Consider the following 21,214-nt stretch of genomic DNA (forward strand, 5'->3'; position numbering starts at 1 on the left):
TATCGGGCGCCCTTATTGACGCCGTAACGGGCAAAACGGGCACGGCCCATTGGGGCCTTGATCACGGGTTTTCAATGAAACGCCCGAATTGCCCGCCGCTTACCACCTCTTCACGTCGATGGCCAAGCCCCGTTCTTCGGGAGACGGGAACGTGTGGTGCAGGTCACAGTCCGGCCACGGTCGAGCGCTCGTGAACGCGTGCACGTGACCATGCAGGGACGTTCGGCCCTCGTGCGGGTGATCATGACTGCGTTATCACCCTGTCGTGTCCCATCTCCAATTTGCGCGCGCCCCTGGGCGCTTGATAGTGCGCCACCCCTCCGACCAGCGATTTCCGGTCCGGATGTCACATCTGGTGATCGCCTGGGCGCTTCGAGTGGCAAGATCACCGCTCATCCGACTTCATGATCGTTCGTCAGGTGGCAGAGATCACAAAGTCCTTGGCGCACCCCGTGTCGCAGATCACAGAGAGGCGGGCTTAAGATACGCGGCGTCGGGCTTGTGAACTGCCTCACATGTGGGCGATCTTCTCTCGGGCCCGCAGCGGCGGAAGTCCGATGGTGCGGTCCAACGGTCAAGGACGACTGGAAGGAGCGAGGAGCGTGAATGCGTACGCGCCCATCCTCGTGCTCGGTGCCCTGGGAGCAGGGTTTGCGATCTTCTCCGTGGTCATGGCCACGCTGATCGGGCCAAAAAGGTACAACCGGGCAAAACTTGAAGCGTACGAGTGCGGCATCGAGCCCACTCCGACGCCGGCCGGCGGCGGTCGCTTCCCGATCAAGTACTACCTGACGGCGATGCTCTTCATCGTCTTCGACATCGAGATCGTCTTCCTCTACCCCTGGGCCGTCACCTTCGACGCCCTGGGGCTTTTCGGGCTCGTGGAGATGCTGCTCTTCGTGCTCACCGTCTTCGTCGCCTACGCGTATGTGTGGCGGCGCGGCGGCCTGGAATGGGACTGAGGGGCTGAGGAGCACCCATGGGACTCGAAGAGAAGCTGCCGAGCGGTTTTCTGCTGACGACCGTCGAACAGGCCGCGGGCTGGGTCCGGAAGGCCTCCGTCTTCCCCGCGACCTTCGGCCTCGCCTGCTGCGCCATCGAGATGATGACGACCGGCGCCGGGCGTTACGACCTGGCCCGGTTCGGCATGGAGGTGTTCCGCGGCTCCCCGCGCCAGGCCGACCTGATGATCGTGGCCGGCCGTGTCAGCCAGAAGATGGCGCCCGTCCTGCGGCAGGTCTACGACCAGATGCCGAACCCCAAGTGGGTCATCTCCATGGGGGTTTGCGCCTCCTCGGGCGGAATGTTCAACAATTACGCGATTGTGCAGGGAGTCGACCACATTGTCCCGGTCGACATCTATCTGCCGGGTTGTCCGCCCCGCCCCGAGATGCTGATGGACGCGATCCTCAAGCTCCACCAGAAGATCCAGACCTCCAAGCTCGGCGTGAACGCCCGGGAGGCGGCCCGCGAGGCGGAGGAGGCGGCGCTCAAGGCGCTGCCGACGATCGAGATGAAGGGTCTGCTCCGGTGAGCGACGAGACACCGAACCCCGAGAAGGAGCTCAGCGCGCAGAACCTGCCGGGCCAGCGCGGCGAGCACGGCGAGGAGGTCCGCGTCCAGCGCGGCATGTTCGGCGCCAACAACGGCGGCGACACCTCCGGCTACGGCGGCCTGGTCCGCTCGGTCCGGCTGCCGGGCCCGGCCTCCCGCCCGTACGGCGGATGGTTCGACGAGGTCGCGGACGAACTCGAGGGCGCGCTGGAGGAGCAGGGCCTGGTCCCCGAGAACGCCATCGAGAAGACGGTGGTCGACCGGGGCGAGCTCACCTTCCACGTCGAGCGCGAGCACCTCGTCCGGGTCGCCCGCACCCTGCGCGACGACCCCGCCCTCCGCTTCGAGCTGTGCACCGGCGTCTCCGGCGTCCACTACCCGGGCGACAAGGGCCGCGAGCTGCACGCCGTCTACCACCTGCGCTCGCTTACCCACGGCCGGCTGATCCGCCTGGAGGTCTCGGCGCCCGACGCCGACCCGCGCATCCCGTCGCTCGTCCCGGTCTATCCGACCAACGACTGGCACGAGCGCGAGACCTACGACTTCTTCGGCATCGTCTTCGACGGCCACCCCGCCCTCACCCGGATCATGATGCCGGACGACTGGCAGGGCCACCCGCAGCGCAAGGACTACCCCCTCGGCGGCATCGCCGTCGAGTACAAGGGCGCCCAGATCCCGGCTCCGGACCAGCGGAGGTCGTACTCGTGAACACCCCGAACGAAGCCCCCTCCCGGGAGACGACCGAGGGCAGCGTCTACACGGTCACCGGCGGCGACTGGGACGAGGTCGTCCAGTCCGCCGCCAAGGCCGACGACGAGCGCATCGTCGTCAACATGGGCCCCCAGCACCCGTCCACGCACGGCGTGCTCCGGCTCATCCTGGAGATCGACGGCGAGACCGTCACCGAGGCCCGCTGCGGCATCGGCTACCTCCACACCGGCATCGAGAAGAACCTCGAGTACCGGACCTGGACGCAGGGCACCACCTTCGTCACCCGGATGGACTACCTCACCTCGTTCTACAACGAGACGGCGTACTGCCTCGGCGTGGAGAAGCTGCTCGGCATCACCGACGACATCCCGGACCGGGCCACCGTCATCCGGGTGCTCCTCATGGAGCTCAACCGGCTCTCCTCGCACCTGGTCGCCATCGCCACCGGAGGCATGGAGCTCGGCGCCACCACGATCATGATCTACGGCTTCCGGGACCGCGAGATGGTCCTCGACCTGTACGAGCTGATCACCGGCCTGCGCATGAACCACGCGTTCATCCGCCCCGGCGGCCTCGCCCAGGACCTGCCGCCCGGCGCCGTCGACGCCGTGCGCGAGTTCGTGAAGTCCATGAAGAAGAACCTGCCGGAGTACGACAAGCTCGCCACCGGCAACCCCATCTTCAAGGCCCGTATGCAGGACGTCGGCTACCTCGACCTCACCGGCTGCATGGCGCTCGGCGCCACCGGCCCGATCCTGCGCTCCGCGGGCCTCCCGCACGACCTGCGCAAGACCGACCCGTACTGCGGCTACGAGAACTACGAGTTCGAGGTCCCGACCGCCGACAGCTGCGACGCCTACGGGCGCTTCCTCGTCCGCCTGGAGGAGATGCGCCAGTCGCTGCGGATCGTCGAGCAGTGCCTCGACCGCCTGGAGCCGGGCCCGGTCATGGTCGGCGACAAGAAGATCGCCTGGCCCGCGCAGCTGGCCCTCGGCCCCGACGGCCTCGGCAACTCCCTCGACCACATCAAGAAGATCATGGGCACCTCCATGGAGGCCCTGATCCACCACTTCAAGCTGGTCACCGAGGGCTTCCGGGTCCCGGCCGGCCAGGCCTACGCGGCCGTCGAGTCACCCAAGGGCGAGCTCGGTGTCCATGTCGTCTCCGACGGCGGCACCCGCCCCTACCGGGTCCACTTCCGCGACCCCTCGTTCACCAACCTCCAGGCCATGGCCGCGATGTGCGAAGGCGGCCAGGTCGCCGACGTCATCGTCGCCGTCGCCTCCATCGACCCCGTGATGGGAGGCGTCGACCGATGACGGAGATCCCGCTCGGGATGCCCCAGCTGCCCGCCCCCGACTACCCGGCCGAGGTACGCGCGCGCCTGGAGGAGGACGCGAAGGCGATCATCGCCCGCTACCCGGGGTCCCGCTCCGCGCTCCTGCCGATGCTGCACCTCGTGCAGTCGGAGGAGGGCCACGTGACCCGTACGGGCATGCGGTTCTGCGCCGACATGCTCGGCCTGACCACGGCCGAGGTCACCGCCGTCGCGACCTTCTACACGATGTACCGGCGCAAGGCGTCCGGCGACTACCAGGTCGGCGTCTGCACCAACACCCTGTGCGCGGTCATGGGCGGCGACGCCATCTTCGAGCAGCTCAAGGAGCACCTCGGGGTCGGCAACGACGGGCCCGATATGACTACAGCGGACGGCAAGATCACCCTCGAACACATCGAGTGCAACGCGGCCTGCGACTACGCGCCCGTGGTGATGGTCAACTGGGAGTTCTTCGACAACCAGACGCCCGAGTCCGCCACGAAGATGGTCGACGACCTGATCGAGGGCCGTCCCGTCTCGCCCACCCGCGGCGCGCCGCTGTGCACCTTCAAGGAGACCGCGCGGATCCTGGCCGGCTTCCCCGACGAGCGCGAGGGCGCCGTCGAGGCCTCCGGCGGCGCGGGCCCGGCCTCCCTGGTCGGCCTGCGCCTGGCCAAGGGCGAGACCCGGCCGCCCACCCGGATCGTCCACCCGCGCGGTGAGGCCACCAGTGAGGAGGGGGAGTGATGACGTTGGCCGCCGAGATCAACAACAGCAGCCCCGAGAAACTGCTCTCACCCGTCCTGTCGGCCTTCTGGGACCAGCCCGAATCCTGGACCCTGGAGACCTACCGCCGGCACGAGGGCTACGAGGGCCTGCGCAAGGCGCTCGCGATGTCGCCCGACGACCTCATCGCGTACGTCAAGGACTCCGGTCTGCGCGGGCGCGGCGGCGCCGGCTTCCCCACCGGGATGAAGTGGCAGTTCATCCCGCAGGGCGACGGCAAGCCCCACTACCTCGTCGTCAACGCGGACGAGTCCGAGCCGGGCACCTGCAAGGACATCCCGCTGCTCTTCGCCAATCCGCACGCCCTCGTCGAGGGCATCGTGATCGCCTGTTACGCGATCCGCTCCAGCCACGCCTTCATCTATCTGCGCGGTGAGGTCGTCCCCGTACTGCGCCGCCTGCACGAGGCCGTGCGGGAGGCGTACGCGGCGGGCTACCTCGGCAAGAACATCCTCGGCAGCGGCCTGGACGTCGAGCTCACCGTGCACGCGGGCGCCGGCGCGTACATCTGCGGTGAGGAGACCGCCCTGCTCGACTCGCTCGAAGGACGCCGCGGCCAGCCCCGGCTGCGTCCCCCCTTCCCCGCGGTCGCCGGTCTGTACGCGTGCCCCACCGTGGTGAACAACGTCGAGTCCATCGCCTCTGTTCCCGCGATCCTGAACCGGGGCAAGGACTGGTTCACGTCCATGGGCACCGAGAAGTCCCCGGGCTTCACGCTCTACTCGCTGAGCGGGCACGTCGCCTCGCCCGGCCAGTACGAGGCCCCGCTCGGCATCACCCTGCGTCAGCTGCTCGACATGAGCGGCGGGATGCGGCCCGGGCACCGGCTCAAGTTCTGGACCCCGGGCGGCTCGTCCACCCCGATGTTCACCGACGAGCACCTCGACGTCCCGCTCGACTACGAGGGCGTCGGCGCCGCCGGCTCCATGCTCGGTACCAAGGCGCTGCAGTGCTTCGACGAGACCACCTGTGTGGTCCGCGCCGTCACCCGCTGGACCGAGTTCTACGCCCACGAGTCCTGCGGCAAGTGCACGCCGTGCCGCGAAGGCACCTACTGGCTGGTCCAGTTGATGCGTGCCATCGAAAACGGGGCCGGGACCCTTGCCGACCTCGACAAGCTGAACGACATCGCCGACAACATCAACGGCAAGTCCTTCTGCGCCCTCGGCGACGGCGCCGCCTCGCCGATCTTCTCGTCGCTCAAGTACTTCCGCGACGAGTACGAGCAGCACATCACGGGCAAGGGCTGCCCCTTCGACCCCGCCAAGTCGACGGCCTGGGCGGACAAGCACCGGGAGGTGAACGCATGACGGTCACCACGTCCGCTCCCGGAGGGGGCGGGGACGCGGCCGTGCCGCCGGAGGATCTCGTCACGCTGACCATCGACGGCATCGAGACCTCCGTCCCCAAGGGGACCCTGGTGATCCGGGCCTCCGAGCAGCTGGGCATCGAGATCCCCCGGTTCTGCGACCACCCGGCGCTCGACCCGGCCGGCGCCTGCCGCCAGTGCATCGTCGAGGTCGAGGGCCAGCGCAAGCCGATGGCCTCCTGCACCATCACCTGCACCGACGGCATGGTCGTCAAGACCCAGCTGACGTCGAAGGCCGCCGAGAAGGCCCAGCACGGGGTGATGGAGCTGCTGCTCATCAACCACCCGCTGGACTGCCCGGTCTGCGACAAGGGCGGCGAGTGCCCGCTGCAGAACCAGGCCATGTCCCACGGGCAGGCCGAGTCGCGCTTCGACGGGAAGAAGCGCACGTACGAGAAGCCGATCCCGCTCTCCACGCAGGTGCTGCTCGACCGCGAGCGGTGCGTGCTGTGCGCGCGCTGCACCCGCTTCTCGCAGCAGATCGCCGGCGACCCGCTGATCGAGCTGATCGAGCGCGGCGCGCTCCAGCAGGTCGGCCTCGGCAACAGCGACCCCTTCGAGTCGTACTTCTCCGGCAACACCATCCAGATCTGCCCGGTCGGGGCGCTGACCTCGGCGGCGTACCGCTTCCGCTCCCGCCCCTTCGACCTGGTGTCGTCGCCGAGCGTGTGCGAGCACTGCGCGGGCGGCTGCGCGACCCGCACCGACCACCGGCGCGGCAAGGTCATGCGGCGGCTCGCCGCCGAGGACCCCGAGGTCAACGAGGAGTGGATCTGCGACAAGGGGCGGTTCGGCTTCCGGTACGCGCAGCAGCGCGACCGGCTCACCACGCCGCTCGTGCGCAACCCGGAGTCCGGTCACCTGGAGTCCGCGTCCTGGCCCGAGGCCCTGGAGGCGGCGGCCCGCGGGCTCGTGCGCGGCCGCACCGGTGTGCTGACCGGCGGGCGCCTCACGGTCGAGGACTCCTACGCGTACGCCAAGTTCGCGCGGGTCGCCCTCGGCACCAACGACGTCGACTTCCGGGCCCGCGTCCACTCCGGCGAGGAGGCCGACTTCCTGGCCTCCGTCGTCGCGGGACGCGGACGTGACCTGGACGGTACGGGTGTCACGTACCGGTCCCTGGAGGCCGCCCCGGCGGTCCTCCTCGTCGGCCTGGAGTCCGAGGAGGAGGCCCCCGGCGTCTTCCTGAAGCTGCGCAAGTCCTGGCGGAAGAAGGGCCAGCGGACGTACGCGGTCGCCGCGTTCGCCACCCGCGGCCTGGAGAAGGCGGGCGGCACGCTGCTGCCCGCCGCCCCCGGCACCGAGAGCGAGTGGCTCGACGCCCTCACCTCCCGCGCCGGCCTCTCGGCGGACGGCCTCGCCGCCGCCGAGGCGCTGCGCGAGGACGGCGCCGTGATCGCCGTCGGCGAGCGGCTCGCCGGCGTGCCCGGCGCGCTCACCGCCGCCGTACGGGCCGCCACCGCCACCGGCGCCCGACTGGTGTGGATCCCGCGCCGGGCCGGCGAGCGCGGCGCCGTCGAGGCCGGTGCCGTCCCCGCCCTGCTGCCCGGCGGCCGGCCCGCCACCGACCCCCGCGCGCGTGAGGAGGTCGCCGCCCTCTGGGGCGTCCGTGACCTCCCGCACGGCTACGGCCGGGACACCGGCCAGATGATCGAGGCCGCCGCCACCGGCGAACTCGCCGCCCTGCTCGTCGCCGGCGTCGACGTCGACGACCTGCCGGACCCGGCACGCGCGCGTGAGGCACTCGACGCGGCCTTCGTCGTCTCCCTGGAGCTGCGCCCCGGCGCGGTCACCGAGCGGGCCGACGTGGTCCTGCCGGTCGCGGCGGTCGTCGAGAAGCCCGGCACCTTCCTCAACTGGGAAGGACGCGGCCGGCTCTTCGAGGCCGCGCTCAAGCCCGAGCAGATGACCAGGGCGTTGGCTCCGACCGACGCCCGGGTCCTGCACATGCTGGCCGACGCGATGGACGCGCACCTCGGGCTGCCCGACCTGCGGGCGATCCGGGGCGAGCTCGACCGGCTCGGCCCCTGGACCGGCGAGCGGGCCTCCGAGCCCGCCGAGCCCGGCCAGGCCGCCGCCCGCCCCGGCGACGGCGAGGCGGTCCTCGCCGGACACCGTCTCCTGCTCGACCTCGGCCGTCTCCAGGAGGGCGACGAGGCGCTCGCCGGCACCCGGCACGCCGCCGTCGCCCGGCTCTCCGCCGCCACCGCCGCCGACACCGGCGTCAAGGACGGCGACCAGCTCGAAGTCACCGGCCCGGCCGGTGCGGTGACGTTCCCGCTGGCCGTCACCGAGATGCCCGACCGGGTCGTCTGGCTCCCGCTGAACTCCACGGGCCACGGCATCCTCGCCGACACCGGCGCCCACCCCGGCGACCTGGTCCGGATCGGCCCGGCGGTCACCACGAAGGAGGTGCAGGCGTGAACACGCTGCTCGCCGCGGAGGACCTCTCCCTGTTCGGCACGGACCCCTGGTGGCTCGTCGCGATCAAGGCCGTCTTCTGCTTCGCGTTCCTGATGGTGACCGTGCTCTTCTCCATCGTGTGGGAGCGCAAGGTCGTCGCCTGGATGCAGCTGCGCATCGGCCCCAACCGGCACGGCCCCTGGGGTCTCCTCCAGTCCCTCGCGGACGGCGTCAAGCTGATGCTCAAGGAGGACGTGATCGTCAAGCGGGCGGACAAGGTCGTCTACGTCCTCGCCCCGGTCGTCGCCGCCATCCCCGCCTTCATGGCCATCGCCGTGATCCCGTTCGGCCCGGCCGGCAACGAGGTCTCGATCTTCGGCCAGCGCACCACGATGCAGCTCACCGACCTGCCGATCGCGATGCTGTACGTCCTCGCGGTCGCCTCCGTCGGCATCTACGGCATCGTCCTCGCCGGCTGGTCCTCGGGCTCGACGTACCCGCTGCTCGGCGGTCTGCGCTCGGCCGCGCAGATGATCTCGTACGAGATCGCCATGGGCGCCGCCTTCGCCTCCGTCTTCCTCTACTCCGGGTCCATGTCGACCTCGGCCATCGTGGAGGCGCAGGCCGACCGCTGGTACGTCCTGCTGCTCCCGGTCTCCTTCATCATCTACATCGTCACCATGGTGGGCGAGACCAACCGCGCCCCCTTCGACATGCCGGAGTCCGAGGGCGACCTGGTCGGCGGCTTCAACACCGAGTACTCGTCCATCAAGTTCGCGCTGTTCATGCTCGCCGAGTACGTGAACATGGTGACCGTCTCGGCCGTCTCCACCACCCTGTTCCTCGGCGGCTGGCGGGCACCGTGGCCGATCTCCACCTTCTGGGAGGGCGCCAACCACGGCTGGTGGCCGATGCTGTGGTTCGTCCTCAAGGTCCAGCTGCTGCTCTTCTTCTTCATCTGGCTCCGCGGCACGCTGCCCCGTGTCCGCTACGACCAGCTGATGAAGCTGGGCTGGAAGGTCCTCATCCCCGTCTCGGTGGTCTGGCTGATGCTGGTCGCCACCGTCCGGGCGCTGAGCAACGAGGGCTACGAGTTCCGGACCATCGTCCTGTACGTCGCCGGGGCCGTGCTCGCGGTGCTGCTGCTGTCCTTCGTGGCGGACATGTTCCGCGACAAGAAGGCCAAGGGCGCCGCCGCGAAGGCCCCCGCCGAGGCCCGTGAGTTCGACCCGATGGCGGGCGGCTTCCCCGTACCGCCCAAGCCCGGACAGTCCCTGCCGCCCGTACCGCGGCGTCGGCCCCGCTCGGAGCGGGAGCTGATTGTCAGTGGTGGCCCCGATACTGCTACTGCGAGTGATGGAAAGGAGACGGACGGTGTCTGATTTCCAGAATCCGGTGGCCGGATTCGGCGTGACCTTCAAGGCCATGTTCAAGAAGCGGCTGACCGAGCAGTACCCGGAGCAGCAGAAGACGACGGCGCCCCGCTTCCACGGCCGGCACCAGCTCAACCGGCACCCCGACGGCCTGGAGAAGTGCGTCGGCTGCGAGTTGTGCGCCTGGGCCTGCCCCGCCGACGCCATCTACGTGGAGGGCGCGGACAACACCGACGAGGAGCGCTACTCGCCGGGCGAGCGGTACGGGCGGGTGTACCAGATCAACTACGCCCGCTGCATCCTGTGCGGACTCTGCATCGAGGCCTGCCCCACCCGGGCGCTGACCATGACCAACGAGTTCGAGCTGGCCGACTCCTCCCGCGAGAACCTGATCTACACCAAGGAGCAGCTGCTCGCGGGCCTCACGGAGGGCATGGTCGACAGCCCGCACGCGATCTACCCGGGCATGGACGAGCAGGACTACTACCGAGGCCTGGTCACCGAGGCCGCGCCCGGGACCGTCCGCCAGGTCGCCGTCTCCAAGGGGGAGAAGGGCGAGCCGGAGGAGGTGGACGCATGAGCACGGACCTCGCGGCGACCACCCTCGCCGCCTACACGACGTCCTCCGGTGAGGCCTTCCAGTTCTGGGTCCTCGGCACCGTCGCCGTCATCGGCGCCCTGTGCACGATCCTCATGCGCAGGGCCGTCCACTCGGCGCTCTGCCTCGCCGGCACCATGATCGTCCTGGCGGTGTTCTACCTCGCCAACGGCGCCTACTTCCTGGGCATCGTCCAGATCATCGTCTACACCGGCGCGATCATGATGCTGTTCCTCTTCGTGGTCATGCTCGTCGGCGTCACCGCCGCCGACTCCGTGAAGGAGACCATCAAGGGACAGCGCTGGTGGGCCGCCGCCTGCGCGCTCGGCTTCGGCATCCTGCTGATCGCCGGCCTCGGCAACGCCTCGCTGACGGAGTTCAACGGGCTCGGCGCGGCCAACGGGGCCTACGGCGGAAACGTGGAGGGCCTCGCCGCCCTCGTCTTCACCAAGTACGTCTTCGCCTTCGAGATCACCGGCGCCCTGCTGATCACCGCCGCCGTCGGCGCGATGGTGCTCACCCACCGCGAGCGCACCGAACGCGCACGCACCCAGCGCGAGCTGGCCGAGCAGCGGGTCCGGGACGGCAAGCACCTGCCGCCGCTCCCCGCACCCGGCGTCTACGCCCGGCACAACGCGGTGGACATCGCCGGTCTGCTGCCCGACGGCACCCCGGCCGATCTGACCGTGATCTCCACGCTCCGCAAGCGCGGCCAGATCCGGGACGTGTCCGGCGAGGCGCTCGCCGACCTCAAGGCGCTGGAACAGCGCTCGGCCGAACGCCTGGGGCGCAAGGCCCGTGACGGAGAGGAGGCCTCGCGGTGAATCCCGTCAACTACCTGTATCTCGCCGCACTGCTGTTCACCATCGGTGCGACCGGGGTGCTCATCCGGCGGAACGCGATCGTGCTCTTCATGTGCGTCGAGCTGATGCTCAACGCCTGCAACCTCGCGTTCGTCACCTTCTCCCGTATGCACGGCAACCTCGACGGCCAGGTCATCGCCTTCTTCACGATGGTCGTGGCCGCCGCGGAGGTCGTCGTCGGACTCGCGATCATCGTGTCCGTCTTCCGTGCCCGTCACTCGGCCTCGGTCGACGACGCCAGCCTGATGAAGCTGTGAGGGGCTGACCGTGGACAATCTCATCGCGCTGCTCGTCGCGGCGCCCCTGCTCGGAGCGGCCGTCCTGCTGTGCGGCGGACGGCGGCTCGACAAGGCCGGGCACTGGCTCGGCACCGTACTCGCCGGCTCCTCCTTCGTGATCGGCCTGGTCCTGTTCGCCGACATGCTCTCCAGGAGCGCCGACGACCGGACCCTGTACCAGAGCCTGTTCAGCTGGATCCAGGTCGGGAGCTTCCAGGCGAACATCGCCTTCCAGCTCGACCAGCTCTCGATGACCTTCGTACTGCTCATCACCGGGGTCGGCACGCTCATCCACGTGTACTCCATCGGGTACATGGAGCACGACGAGCGGCGGCGCCGCTTCTTCGGCTACCTCAACCTGTTCGTCGCGGCGATGCTGCTGCTCGTCCTCGCCGACAACTACCTGCTGCTCTACTTCGGCTGGGAGGGCGTCGGCCTCGCCTCGTACCTCCTCATCGGCTTCTGGCAGCACAAGCCCAGCGCGGCCACCGCCGCCAAGAAGGCCTTCCTGGTCAACCGGGTCGGTGACATGGGCCTGTCGATCGCGATCATGCTGATGTTCACCACCTTCGGCACCTTCACCTTCGGCCCGGTCCTGGAGTCCGCGGCCCACGACGGGGCGAGCGAGGGCAAGCTCACCGCCATCGCGCTGATGCTGCTGCTCGCCGCCTGCGGCAAGTCCGCCCAGGTGCCGCTGCAGTCCTGGCTCGGCGACGCGATGGAGGGCCCGACCCCGGTCTCGGCCCTCATCCACGCCGCGACCATGGTGACCGCCGGTGTCTATCTGATCGTCCGCTCCGCCGACATCTTCAACGCGGCCCCGGACGCCCAGCTCGTCGTCACCGTCGTCGGCGCCGTCACGCTCCTCTTCGGTGCGATCGTCGGTTGCGCGAAGGACGACATCAAGAAGGCGCTGGCCGGCTCGACGATGTCGCAGATCGGCTACATGATCCTGGCGGCCGGCCTCGGCCCCATCGGCTACGCCTTCGCGATCATGCACCTGGTGACCCACGGCTTCTTCAAGGCCGGGCTCTTCCTCGGCGCCGGTTCGGTCATGCACGGCATGAACGACGAGGTCGACATGCGGCACTACGGCGGCCTGCGAAAGTACATGCCGGTCACCTTCGTCACCTTCGGCCTCGGCTACCTCGCGATCATCGGCTTCCCGGGCCTGTCCGGCTTCTTCTCCAAGGACAAGATCATCGAGGCGGCCTTCGCCAAGGGCGGCACCGAGGGCTGGATCCTCGGCGCCTGCGCCCTCCTGGGCGCCGCCATCACCGCGTACTACATGACCCGCGTGATGCTGATGACCTTCTTCGGCGAGAAGCGCTGGCAGCCCGACGCCAACGGTGAGCTGCCGCACCCGCACGAGTCACCGAAGGTGATGACGGTCCCGATGATCCTGCTGGCCCTCGGGTCGGTGTTCGCGGGCGGCATCTTCGGCATCGGCGACCGCTTCGTGAAGTGGCTGGAGCCGGTCACCTCCTTCGAGCACGGGCACCCGCCGATCGGCGCCGGGGCGATCACCGCCTCCACCGTCGTCGTCATGCTCCTCGGCGTCGGCCTCGCCTGGCTCCAGTACGGGCGCCGCCCGGTGCCGGTCGTCGCCCCGCGCGGCTCCCTGCTCACCCGGGCCGCCCGCCGCGACCTGCTCCAGGACGACTTCAACCACGTCGTCTTCGTCCGCGGCGGCACCCACCTGACCCGCTCCCTGGTCTATGTCGACCACAGCCTCGTCGACGGCGTGGTCAACGGCACCGCGGCCTCCGTCGGCGGACTCTCCGGCCGGCTGCGCAAACTCCAGAACGGCTACGCCCGGTCGTACGCGGTCTCCATGTTCGGAGGTACGGCGGTGCTCATCGCCGCGACCCTGCTGATGAGGGCGGTGTAACGCTCATGTCTTTCCCGCTCCTTACGGTCACGGCGGCCGTGCCGGCGGTCGGCGCGGTGCTCACCGCCGCCGTCCCGGCGGCCCGCCGCACCGCCGCCAAGTGGCTGGCGCTGCTCGTCTCGCTCGCCACCCTCGTGCTCGCCGCGGTCGTCTTCGCCCGCTTCGAGCCGGGCGGCGACCGCTACCAGCTCACCGAATCGCACGCCTGGATCAAGGACTTCGGCGTGCGCTACGAGCTCGGCGTGGACGGCATCGGGGTGGCCCTGATCGGGCTCACCGCGCTGCTCATCCCGTTCATCGTGCTCGCCGGCTGGCACGACGCCGACCCGCTGGAGACCTCCTCCAAGCGGTGGCGGCCGACCCAGGGCTTCTTCGCCCTGATCCTCATGGTCGAGGCGATGGTGGTGCTCTCCTTCGAGGCCACCGACGTCTTCCTCTTCTACATCCTGTTCGAAGCCATGCTCATCCCGATGTACTTCCTCATCGGCGGCTTCGGCGACCGCGCGCACAGCGGCTCCGACGAGAACGCGGCGGCCCAGCGCTCGTACGCGGCGGTCAAGTTCCTGCTCTACAACCTGGCCGGCGGCCTGATCATGCTGGCCGCCGTCATCGGGCTCTATGTCGTCGCCGGGAACTTCTCGCTCACCGAGATCGCCGAGGCGCGCGCCAACGGCAGCCTGGAGATGGCGACCAGCACCGAGCGATGGCTGTTCCTCGGCTTCTTCTTCGCCTTCGCGGTGAAGGCGCCGCTGTGGCCGCTGCACACCTGGCTGCCCAACGCGATGGGGGAGTCCACCGCCCCGGTCGCCGTCCTCATCACCGCCGTGGTCGACAAGGTCGGCACCTTCGCGATGCTCCGCTACTGCCTCGGGCTCTTCCCGGAGGCGTCGAAGTGGGCCACGCCGGCGATCGTCGTCCTCGCGCTCATCAGCATCGTGTACGGGGCGCTGCTCGCCGTCGGCCAGCGCGACATCAAGCGCCTGGTCGCCTACGCGTCGATCTCCCACTTCGGCTTCATCATCATGGGCATCTTCGCGATGACCAGCCAGGGCCAGTCGGGCGCCACGCTCTACATGGTCAACCACGGCATCTCGACCGCCGCCCTGATGCTGGTCGCCGGCTTCCTGATCTCGCGGCGCGGCTCGCGGCTCATCGCCGACTACGGCGGTGTGCAGAAGACCGCGCCGATCCTCGCCGGCACGTTCCTGATCGGCGGTCTCGCGACCCTGTCGCTGCCCGGACTCGCCCCGTTCGTCAGCGAGTTCCTGGTCCTGGTCGGCACGTACTCCCGCTACCCGGTGGCGGGCATCATCGCCACCACCGGAATCGTCCTCGCCGCGCTCTACGTCCTCGTCCTCTACCAGCGGACGATGACCGGCCCGGTGAAGGAGGAGACCCGCTCCATGCCCGACCTGCGGGCCCGGGAGCTCGTCGTGGTCGCCCCGCTGATCGCCGTACTGATCTTCCTCGGGGTCTTCCCGAAGCCGCTGACGGACGTCGTCAACCCGGCGGTCCAGCACACCATGTCCGATGTCCAGCAGACGGACCCCGAGCCCGAAGTGGAGGCGGCCAAGTGAGCAACGCAAGCGCCACGGCTGTCCACACCCTGTGGACGACGGCCGCCGGGCCGATCGACAAGATCCCGGCACCCCACATCGAGTACACCCAGCTCTCGCCCGTGCTCATCGTGGTCGGCGCGGCCGTCGTCAGCGTCCTCGTCGAGGCCTTCGTGCCGCGCAAGGCCCGCCACTTCACCCAGGTGTTCCTGAGCGTCCTCGGCCTCGCCGCCGCCTTCGCGGCCGTCGTCGGCCTGGCCGCCGGCGGCTACGGCTCCACCAAGGCCCACATCGCGGCCATGGGCGCCATCGCCGTCGACGGTCCTGCCCTGTTCCTCCAGGGCACCATCCTGCTCGCCGCCATCCTCGCGGTGCTCACCTTCGCCGAGCGCAGGCTCGACCCGGCCGACCACGGCCACCACGTCGACTCCTTCGCCGCCGAGGCCGCCGCCGTACCCGGCAGCGAGCAGGAGAAGGCGGCCGTCAAGGCCGGCTTCACCACCACCGAGGTCTTCCCGCTGGCCCTGTTCGCGGTCACCGGCATGCTGGTCTTCCCGGCCGCCAACGACCTGCTGACGCTCTTCATCGCCCTGGAAGTCTTCTCGCTCCCGCTCTACCTGCTGTGCGCGGTCGCCCGCCGCAAGCGCCTGATGTCGCAGGAGGCCGCGGTCAAGTACTTCCTCCTCGGCGCCTTCTCCTCGGCGTTCCTGCTCTTCGGCATCGCCCTGCTCTACGGCTACGCGGGCTCCGTCACGTACGCCTCGATCGCCGACGTCGTCAGCGGCGACGTCCCCGCGATCGACCCGGCGCTCGCCGCCACCATGGGCAACGACGTGCTGCTGCTCATCGGCTTCGCCATGGTGCTGATGGGCCTGCTCTTCAAGGTCGGCGCCATCCCGTTCCACATGTGGACCCCGGACGTCTACCAGGGCGCGCCGACCCCCGTCACCGGCTTCATGGCCGCCGCCACCAAGGTCGCCGCGTTCGGCGCGATGCTGCGCCTGCTGTACGTGGTGCTGCCGGGCCTGACCTGGGACTGGCGGCCGGTCATGTGGGGCGTCGCCATCGTCACGATGCTGGGCGGTGCGATCGTCGCCATCACCCAGACCGACATCAAGCGGCTGCTCGCCTACTCGTCGATCGCGCACGCCGGCTTCATCCTGGCCGGTGTCATCGCGGCCACGCCCAGCGGCGTCTCTTCGGTGCTGTTCTACCTGGGCGCCTACACCTTCGTGACCATCGGCGCCTTCGCCGTCGTCACCCTGGTGCGGGACGCGGGCGGCGAGGCCACCCACCTGTCCAAGTGGGCCGGTCTCGGCCGCCGTTCGCCGCTCGTCGCGGCGGTCTTCGCGGTCTTCCTGCTCGCCTTCGCCGGCATCCCGCTGACCTCCGGCTTCTCCGGCAAGTTCGCGGTCTTCAAGGCGGCGGCGGACGGCGGCGCGGGCGTGCTTGTCGTGGTCGGTGTGATCTCGTCGGCCGTCGCCGCGTTCTTCTACATCCGGGTGATCGTGCTGATGTTCTTCAGCGAGCCGAAGGCGGACGGCCCCACGGTCTCCGTCCCCTCCGGCCTCACCTCGGTGGCGATCACGGCCGGTGTGGTCGTGACGCTCGTGCTCGGCTTCGCGCCCCAGTACTTCCTGGACCTGGCGAGCCAGGCGAGCGTGTTCGTGCGCTGACGCGTACGACGCTGATCCGTACGTCGAAGGGCCCGGTCTCCCGCGGTGGGGAGCCGGGCCCTTCGACGCGGGCGCGGCCATGAGGGGGCGGGGACGCGTTTATCCCGTCGCCCGGCCCGGGAGTCCGCCCTACGCTGACGCGGAATCGAGGGGGTGAGCCGATGCGGACGGAACCGGTCTGGCTGGTGGCGGCGAACGTGGTGACCTGGCGCCGGTGCGGGAGGGGCGGCCAGGAGCTGCGCAATGGCACGAAGGCGTTCCGTGGCGGGGCGAAGGTCCACGTCCTTCACGTCTACTGGGGGCCCTTCGGCGACCGGCTCACGGTGCTCGGCCGTGAGCGGCACACCAGCCGGTGGATCGTCGTCGATCTGGCGACGCGCCATCTGTACAACTTCCGGGCCAAGCAGGTGCACAGCCCGCGCGTCCTGGAGCGGCTGGCCACGACATGGTGCCGCGACGGGTTCGGCACGGAGGAGGCGGCGGGTGAGGCCGCCGGGAGGCTGGAGCGGTACGCGCGCCGGTACCGTGCCGAGATCTCACCGCACAGCCCGCACCCGGACCACTGCCTGTGCCATGTGTGCCTCACGGGAGAGGCACACATGGCGGAAGCAGCCGATCAAGCGGGGTTCGGGACGATCCGGCCGGTGACCTCGCCGAGGGCGACGCGGGTGCCGTCGGGGCCGGGGGCCCAGGCGGTCAGGGTGACCTCGTCGCCGTCCTCCAGGAACGTGCGCTTGCCGTCGGGCAGGTCGAGGGCGTCGCGGCCGTTCCAGGTGAGTTCGAGGAGCGAGCCGCGCTGGCCGACCTCGGGGCCGGAGACCGTACCGGAGCCGTAGAGGTCGCCGGTGCGCAGCGAGGCGCCGTTGACGGTCATGTGGGCGAGCTGCTGGGCCGCCGTCCAGTACATGGAGGCGAACGGCGGCTCGGACACCACCTCGCCGTTGATGGCGACGCTGATCCGCAGGTCGAAGCCGCCGGGCTCCTCCTCGGCGGAGTCGTCCAGGTACGGCTGGAGCTCGAAGTCCCGTGCGGGCGGGGCGACCCGGGCCGCGTCCAGGGCCTCCAGGGGGGTCACCCACGCCGACACCGAGGTCTGGAAGGACTTGCCGAGGAACGGGCCGAGCGGCACGTACTCCCAGGCCTGGATGTCCCGCGCCGACCAGTCGTTGAGCAGGGTCAGGCCGAAGACGTGCTCGCGGAAGTCGGCGAGCGGGACGGGCGTGCCCAGCGTGGACGGGGTGCCGACGAGGAAGCCGACCTCCGCCTCGATGTCCAGCTTGACGGAGGGGCCGAAGACCGGCGCCGGGTCGGCGGGCGCCTTGCGCTGGCCGGCCGGGCGTACGACGTCGGTGCCGGAGACGACGACCGTGCCGGCCCGCCCGTGGTAGCCGATCGGCAGGTGCTTCCAGTTCGGGGTGAGCGCGTCGCCGTCGGGGCGGAAGATCTTGCCGACGTTGGTGGCGTGGTGCTCGCTCGCGTAGAAGTCGACGTAGTCGGCGACCTCGTACGGCAGGTGCAGGGTGACCGTGTCCAGCGGGTGCAGCAGCGGCTCCACGACCGGCCGGTGCGCGGGCACGGTCACCCAGCCGACCAGCGCGCGGCGCACGTCGCGCCAGGCGGTGCGGCCGGCCGCGAGCAGCGGGTTGAGGCTGGGCTGTGCGAGCAGCGCGGCGTACGGCGACCCGAGGGCGTGTGCGGCGGCCCCGGCGTCGAGCACGTACCCGCCGATCCGGACGCCGAGCCTCCGGCGGTCGGGCTCGTCGGCGGTGGAGAAGACGCCGTACGGAAGGTTGTGCGGGCCGAAGGGGTCGCCCTCGGGCAGGTCGAGCGGGCTCTGCTCGGGCATCGGTGCTTGCCTCGCTTTCCAGGTGTGTGGGGGACACGTTACGGGTCGTGCGCCGAGGCGCTGATGACATGTGTCACACAGAAAGTGCGGCCTCCGTGGGCAACTGTCCGTGTTCGCGCTCTTTGTGGTGCCTGTGAGGCGGCTGTGTCGACTTAGCGCCTGTCACGAACTCGTCAATCTCGCTATTCCCGGGCTCTATTCCGGTCATACGATCTGGCTGTGTCGCGCCGCGTGAGGTATCCGCGGGCGCGATCCCCACAACTCTGTTTGTTTTTCCTTTTGGTCCTACCAGAAAAGGTCCATCTTGAAGATTCGCCGCATTGTCGCGACCGCCGTGGCCGCCGCCGTGACCACGCCGATCGTGTTCCTTTCCGCCGCGCCCGCGTTCGCGGACACGAAGCCGGCCGCGCAGCAGACGCAGGACCAGAAGTCGGACATCGAGAAGCTGCAGCTCGCGGTCACCAAGGCGCAGACCGCGTACGACGCCGCCGTCGTGGCCGTCAACAAGCTCAACGACACCCTCGACGCGCTGGCCGGGGACAAGCACCCGCTGGTGGTCGCCGCCGTCGACGCCAAGAAGGCGTCCGACGAGGCCGCCGCCGCCAAGACGGCCGCCGACGCGAAGCTCGACGCCGCCCAGAAGGCCCTGGCCGAACTGCCCGCCGACGCCACGGAGGAGCAGAAGACCGCCGCCCAGCAGGCCGTCACCGCCGCGGAGACCGAGGCCGCCGCCGCCAAGACCACCGCCGAGACCAAGGCCGCCGCCGCCAAGCAGGCGCAGGACGCCCTGGACGACGCGCGCGTCGCCGCCGCCCGCGACCTGGCGGCTGCCCAGGAGACCAAGAAGCAGGCCGCCAAGGAGCTCGACGCCGCCAAGAAGGCGCTGGAGGCGGCCCTGGAGGAGGAGCCGGGCGAGGAGTGCGAGGTCGACAAGAGCCTCGTCACCTCCGTGACCGGCCCGAAGACGATCACCGCCGGTGCCAGCGGCGTCTTCACCTTCCGCATCACCAACAAGGGCAAGGCCGAGCTGGGCGAGGTCGGCGGCTACGCCGAGGCCTTCAACCTGAGCGAGGACCTCGACAAGTACCTGCACCTCACCTGGTCCTCCTCGACCAGCCCGAAGTGGCAGCCGGTCGGCGAGAACGGCTTCGCCAGCTCCGCCTCCCTCAAGCCGGGCAAGTCCTTCGACTTCAAGCTGAAGGTCGCGGTCGACTCCAAGGCCCCGGCCGGTGACGGCATCGTGGTCGCCGGCGGCGCCTACATCAACGAGGACGGCTCCTGCGGCTACGACGAGGACGGCTCCTACGCGGAGTTCGGCATCGTCAAGGCCCACAAGCCCGCCCCGGGCACCACCGGCGGCTCCACCGGCGGCAACGGCAACACCTCCCAGCAGGGCGGTCAGTCCACCACCCCGGTGACCACCGGCACCACCGGCACGTCCACCACCGCCACCGGCTCGCTCGCCAAGACCGGTGCCGGCTCCTCCACGATGCCGATCGCCCTCGCGGGCGGCGCGGCCGTGGTGCTCGGTGCCGGTGCGATGGTCATGGTCCGCCGCCGCAAGGCCGGCGCGGACGCGTAAGCGACCGCCCGCACGCACCACAGCAATTCCGTGACAAAGGGCCCCGGTTCCGGCGTTCGCCGGGACCGGGGCCCTGCTCGACCACAGGGGGAACTCCTCATGAAGATGCGCCGTATTCTGGCGACCGCCGTCGCCGCCGCCGTGACCACGCCGGCCGTGTTCCTTTCCGCCGCGCCCGCGTTCGCCGACACGAAGCCGGCCGCGCAGACGCAGCAGCAGAAGCCGACGATCGAGCAGCTGAAGCTCGCGGTCGCCAAGGCGCAGAAGGCGTACGACGAGGCCGAGAAGGCTCGCCAGCAGGGCAACGTCTGGATCGATGGCGTCTTCAAGACGCTGGAGTCGGGTGGCACCCACCCGCTGGCCGTCGCGCTCACCGAGGCCAAGACGCAGGCCGCGGCGGCCGCCGAGGCGAAGACGGCCGCGGACGCGAAGCTCGACGCGGCCGAGAAGGCGCTGGCCGCGCTGCCCGAGTCGGCGACGCAGGAGGAGAAGGACGCGGCCCAGCAGGCCGTGACCGGCGCCAAGGCCGAGGCGGCGACGGCCGCGGCCGCCAAGACCGCCGCCGACGACAAGGTGAAGAAGGCGGACGTGGCCGTCGACGACGCCCGCGTCGCGGCTGCCCGCGAGTACTCCGTGAAGTACCAGAAGCCGGACGAGGACGCTGCCAAGGCCCTCGAAGAGGCCAAAAAGGCCCTGAAGGAGGCCGAGGAGGCGGGCGAGGAGGGTCCCGAGGACTGCAAGGACCTCGCCAAGTCCTTCACCGTCCGCCTGACCGGCCCGAAGCAGATCGCCGCCGGCGCCAGTGGGGACTTCTCCCTGCGCGTCACCAACGGCACCGGGGCCGCCATCGCGGCGCCGGACGCCCTGCTCCACCTGATCAACGCGGCCAGCGGGGACGGCAACCTCAACCACTGGCTCGATCTCAAGGCCTCGGTCGGCGGTGCGCCGTGGGTGGACCTGGACGAGGACTCCGCCCTGGTCCACCTCAAGCCGATGAAGGCGGGCGCGACGGCCGACGTCCGGCTGCGGGTCGCGGTCGACGCCAAGGCCCCGAAGGCCTTCGCCTCGCTCCTCGCCACCGTCGGCTACGACGCCGAGGACGGCACCTGCGGCTGGGGCGGCGATGCCGACGCCGACTTCACGATCACCGAGGGTGCCGCGAAGCCGAGCAAGCCCGCCAAGCCCGCCAAGCCCGCCACGGGCAACGGCAAGGGCAACGGCAACGCCACCGCGCAGGGCGGCTCGTCGACCACTCCGGTCACGACACACACGGGCGGCTCGCTGGCCTCCACCGGCGCCGGCTCCTCCACGATGCCGATCGCCCTCGCGGGCGGCGCGGCCGTGGTGCTCGGTGCCGGTGCGATGGTCATGGTCCGCCGCCGTAAGGCCGGTTCGGACGCCTGATAACGC

General features: G+C 70.1%; 17 protein-coding genes. 16 read left to right on the top strand and 1 reads right to left on the bottom strand.

From position 1 onward, the window contains the following. Window positions 1-602 precede the first annotated feature (602 nt). From AB0C73_RS01970 to nuoN, 14 genes are read left to right on the top strand one after another with little or no spacing between them, the layout of a single operon-like run. Complete coding sequence (locus tag AB0C73_RS01970; RefSeq protein WP_030494815.1) at window positions 603-962, top strand: NADH-quinone oxidoreductase subunit A; 360 nt, start codon at window positions 603-605, stop codon at window positions 960-962. A 17-nt stretch (window positions 963-979) separates the two neighbouring features. Further along, window positions 980-1,534, top strand: a complete 555-nt coding sequence (locus AB0C73_RS01975) for an NADH-quinone oxidoreductase subunit B (protein ID WP_152885510.1) — start codon at window positions 980-982, stop codon at window positions 1,532-1,534. Beyond that, window positions 1,531-2,262, top strand: coding sequence for an NADH-quinone oxidoreductase subunit C (locus tag AB0C73_RS01980; RefSeq protein WP_362523486.1), 732 nt, complete (start codon window positions 1,531-1,533; stop codon window positions 2,260-2,262). The genes AB0C73_RS01975 and AB0C73_RS01980 overlap by 4 nt, the downstream gene beginning before the upstream one ends. Then, window positions 2,259-3,584, top strand: a complete 1,326-nt coding sequence (locus tag AB0C73_RS01985; RefSeq protein ID WP_362523488.1) for an NADH-quinone oxidoreductase subunit D — start codon at window positions 2,259-2,261, stop codon at window positions 3,582-3,584. Before AB0C73_RS01980 ends, AB0C73_RS01985 begins: the two co-directional genes overlap by 4 nt. Next, the gene (nuoE, locus tag AB0C73_RS01990) at window positions 3,581-4,330 is read left to right on the top strand and encodes an NADH-quinone oxidoreductase subunit NuoE (RefSeq protein WP_362523490.1); all 750 of its coding nucleotides are present in this window, start codon (window positions 3,581-3,583) and stop codon (window positions 4,328-4,330) included. The genes AB0C73_RS01985 and nuoE overlap by 4 nt, the downstream gene beginning before the upstream one ends. Further along, on the top strand, window positions 4,330-5,679 hold the full coding sequence (gene nuoF, locus AB0C73_RS01995; RefSeq protein WP_362523492.1) for an NADH-quinone oxidoreductase subunit NuoF: 1,350 nt from the start codon (window positions 4,330-4,332) through the stop codon (window positions 5,677-5,679). Before nuoE ends, nuoF begins: the two co-directional genes overlap by 1 nt. Then, window positions 5,676-8,162 carry an NADH-quinone oxidoreductase subunit G gene (locus AB0C73_RS02000; protein ID WP_362523494.1) on the top strand — a complete coding sequence of 829 codons (2,487 nt, stop codon included), beginning with the start codon at window positions 5,676-5,678 and terminating at the stop codon, window positions 8,160-8,162. The genes nuoF and AB0C73_RS02000 overlap by 4 nt, the downstream gene beginning before the upstream one ends. Next, window positions 8,159-9,523, top strand: coding sequence for an NADH-quinone oxidoreductase subunit NuoH (nuoH, locus tag AB0C73_RS02005; RefSeq protein ID WP_362523496.1), 1,365 nt, complete (start codon window positions 8,159-8,161; stop codon window positions 9,521-9,523). Before AB0C73_RS02000 ends, nuoH begins: the two co-directional genes overlap by 4 nt. Beyond that, window positions 9,498-10,094 (top strand): NADH-quinone oxidoreductase subunit NuoI, encoded by a 597-nt coding sequence (nuoI, locus tag AB0C73_RS02010; protein ID WP_362523498.1) that lies wholly within the window; start codon window positions 9,498-9,500, stop codon window positions 10,092-10,094. Before nuoH ends, nuoI begins: the two co-directional genes overlap by 26 nt. Next, complete coding sequence (locus AB0C73_RS02015) at window positions 10,091-10,936, top strand: NADH-quinone oxidoreductase subunit J (RefSeq protein ID WP_362523500.1); 846 nt, start codon at window positions 10,091-10,093, stop codon at window positions 10,934-10,936. Before nuoI ends, AB0C73_RS02015 begins: the two co-directional genes overlap by 4 nt. Then, window positions 10,933-11,232 (top strand): NADH-quinone oxidoreductase subunit NuoK, encoded by a 300-nt coding sequence (gene nuoK, locus AB0C73_RS02020; RefSeq protein WP_362523502.1) that lies wholly within the window; start codon window positions 10,933-10,935, stop codon window positions 11,230-11,232. Before AB0C73_RS02015 ends, nuoK begins: the two co-directional genes overlap by 4 nt. Before the next feature lie 10 nt (window positions 11,233-11,242). Further along, on the top strand, window positions 11,243-13,144 hold the full coding sequence (nuoL, locus tag AB0C73_RS02025) for an NADH-quinone oxidoreductase subunit L (protein WP_362523504.1): 1,902 nt from the start codon (window positions 11,243-11,245) through the stop codon (window positions 13,142-13,144). Between the two features lie 5 nt (window positions 13,145-13,149). Continuing rightward, window positions 13,150-14,721, top strand: coding sequence for an NADH-quinone oxidoreductase subunit M (locus AB0C73_RS02030; protein ID WP_362523506.1), 1,572 nt, complete (start codon window positions 13,150-13,152; stop codon window positions 14,719-14,721). Continuing rightward, a complete protein-coding gene (nuoN, locus tag AB0C73_RS02035) occupies window positions 14,718-16,376 on the top strand; it encodes an NADH-quinone oxidoreductase subunit NuoN (protein ID WP_362523508.1) in 1,659 nt (552 codons plus the stop codon). Before AB0C73_RS02030 ends, nuoN begins: the two co-directional genes overlap by 4 nt. Before the next feature lie 616 nt (window positions 16,377-16,992). Here nuoN and fahA read toward each other — a convergent pair. After that, window positions 16,993-18,222: a fumarylacetoacetase gene (gene fahA, locus AB0C73_RS02040; RefSeq protein ID WP_362523510.1), complete on the bottom strand. Its 1,230-nt coding sequence runs from the start codon at window positions 18,220-18,222 to the stop codon at window positions 16,993-16,995. 304 nt (window positions 18,223-18,526) lie between these two features. Here fahA and AB0C73_RS02045 point away from each other — a divergent pair, with 304 nt between their 5' ends. Next, complete coding sequence (locus AB0C73_RS02045) at window positions 18,527-19,804, top strand: LPXTG cell wall anchor domain-containing protein (protein ID WP_362523512.1); 1,278 nt, start codon at window positions 18,527-18,529, stop codon at window positions 19,802-19,804. A 99-nt stretch (window positions 19,805-19,903) separates the two neighbouring features. Further along, on the top strand, window positions 19,904-21,208 hold the full coding sequence (locus tag AB0C73_RS02050; RefSeq protein WP_362523514.1) for an LPXTG cell wall anchor domain-containing protein: 1,305 nt from the start codon (window positions 19,904-19,906) through the stop codon (window positions 21,206-21,208). The last annotated feature ends 6 nt before the right edge of the window (window positions 21,209-21,214 follow it).

The sequence above is a fragment of the Streptomyces sp. NPDC048623 genome (assembly GCF_040650755.1).
In the GTDB taxonomy this organism is placed as follows: Bacteria; Actinomycetota; Actinomycetes; order Streptomycetales; family Streptomycetaceae; genus Streptomyces.